1 protein-coding gene is annotated in these 1,344 nt (G+C 60.2%); it reads left to right on the forward strand.

From position 1 onward, the window contains the following. Window positions 1-53: 53 nt before the first annotated feature. On the forward strand, window positions 54-1,304 hold the full coding sequence (locus tag MMB92_RS35165) for an IS256 family transposase (protein ID WP_034200813.1): 1,251 nt from the start codon (window positions 54-56) through the stop codon (window positions 1,302-1,304). Window positions 1,305-1,344 lie beyond the last annotated feature (40 nt).

Genomic DNA, 1,344 nt, shown 5'->3' on the forward strand with positions numbered 1-1,344 from the left:
GGGCCTGTCAGGAATTTTGTGTTTAAGGCATAACATGCTCCCAAGGAGAATTTATGCCTCGCAAACCGAAAGCCCAGCCGGCGGCTCTGCCGGCGATTCCGGCCGAGTTGCTTGAGCAGTTCGGCAACGGTCCGATGACGGCTGAAGCCATCAATGCCGCGACGCTGGCGCTCAAGAAGGCGCTGATCGAACGGGCACTGGGCGGCGAGATGAACCATCATCTCGGCTACCCTCCCGGTGCTGCCAAGCCGGCCAACGCCACGAATCAGCGCAACGGCAAAGGGGCCAAGACGGTTCTGACCGAAGACGGTCCGATCCGTATCGAGGTGCCGCGTGACCGCGACGGCAGCTTCGAACCCATCCTGATTCCCAAGCACGAACGGCGCTTCACGGGCTTCGACGACAAGATCGTCGCCATGTATGCCCGAGGCATGACCGTACGCGAGATCCAAGGCTTCCTGCTGGAACAGTACGGCACTGAGGTCTCGCCCGACTTCATCAGCTCGGTCACCGACGAGGTCATGGCCGAAGTAACCGCCTGGCAGGCCCGGCCGCTCGAGCCAATGTATCCGGTCGTGTTTTTCGACGCACTGCGGGTCAAGATTCGCGAAGACGCCGTCGTGCGCAACAAGGCGGTGTACCTGGCGCTGGGTGTGCTGCCCGACGGCACGCGGGAGATCCTGGGCCTGTGGATCGAAAATACCGAGGGCGCCAAGTTCTGGATGAAGGTGTTCAATGACTTGAAGACGCGCGGCGTTCACGACATCCTGATCGCCGTCACTGACGGACTGAAGGGCATGCCCGAAGCGCTGGCAGCAGTGTTTCCGGCCACGACGCTGCAAACCTGCATCGTCCATTTGATCCGCAACAGCCTCGATTACGCCAGTTGGAAGGACCGCAGAGGACTGGCCGCCGCGATCAAACCGATCTACGCCGCCCCCAGTGCGGAAGCCGCTCAGGCCGAACTCGATGCGTTTGCGGATGGTCCGTGGGGCCAGAAATTCCCGACCGTCAGTAGCGCGTGGCGCAACGCCTGGGATCGTGTGATTCCGTTCTTTGCGTTTCCGCCGGGTGTGCGCAAGATCATCTACACGACGAACGCGATTGAAAATATCAACTCGCAGTTGCGCAAGATCATCAAGACCCGTGGTCACTTCCCGACCGACGAGGCAGCCACGAAACTCATCTGGCTGGCCCTGCGCAACATCACGGCGAATTGGGGTAGTGCAGCTCATGACTGGAAGACCGCCATGAACCAATTCGCTATCCTTTACGCAGATCGATTCATCCGGCCTTCCGTGTAATTACTCAACCCGCCTTGAACACGGAAATCCTGACACCCCC

The organism is Burkholderia sp. IO2, from assembly GCF_029522185.1.
In the GTDB taxonomy this organism is placed as follows: domain Bacteria; phylum Pseudomonadota; class Gammaproteobacteria; order Burkholderiales; family Burkholderiaceae; genus Burkholderia; species Burkholderia cenocepacia.

Coding starts and splice junctions, on each gene's coding strand:
- MMB92_RS35165 (WP_034200813.1), top strand. CDS start 54: ATGCCTCGCAAACCGAAAGCCCAGCCGGCGGCTCTGCCGGCGATTCCG.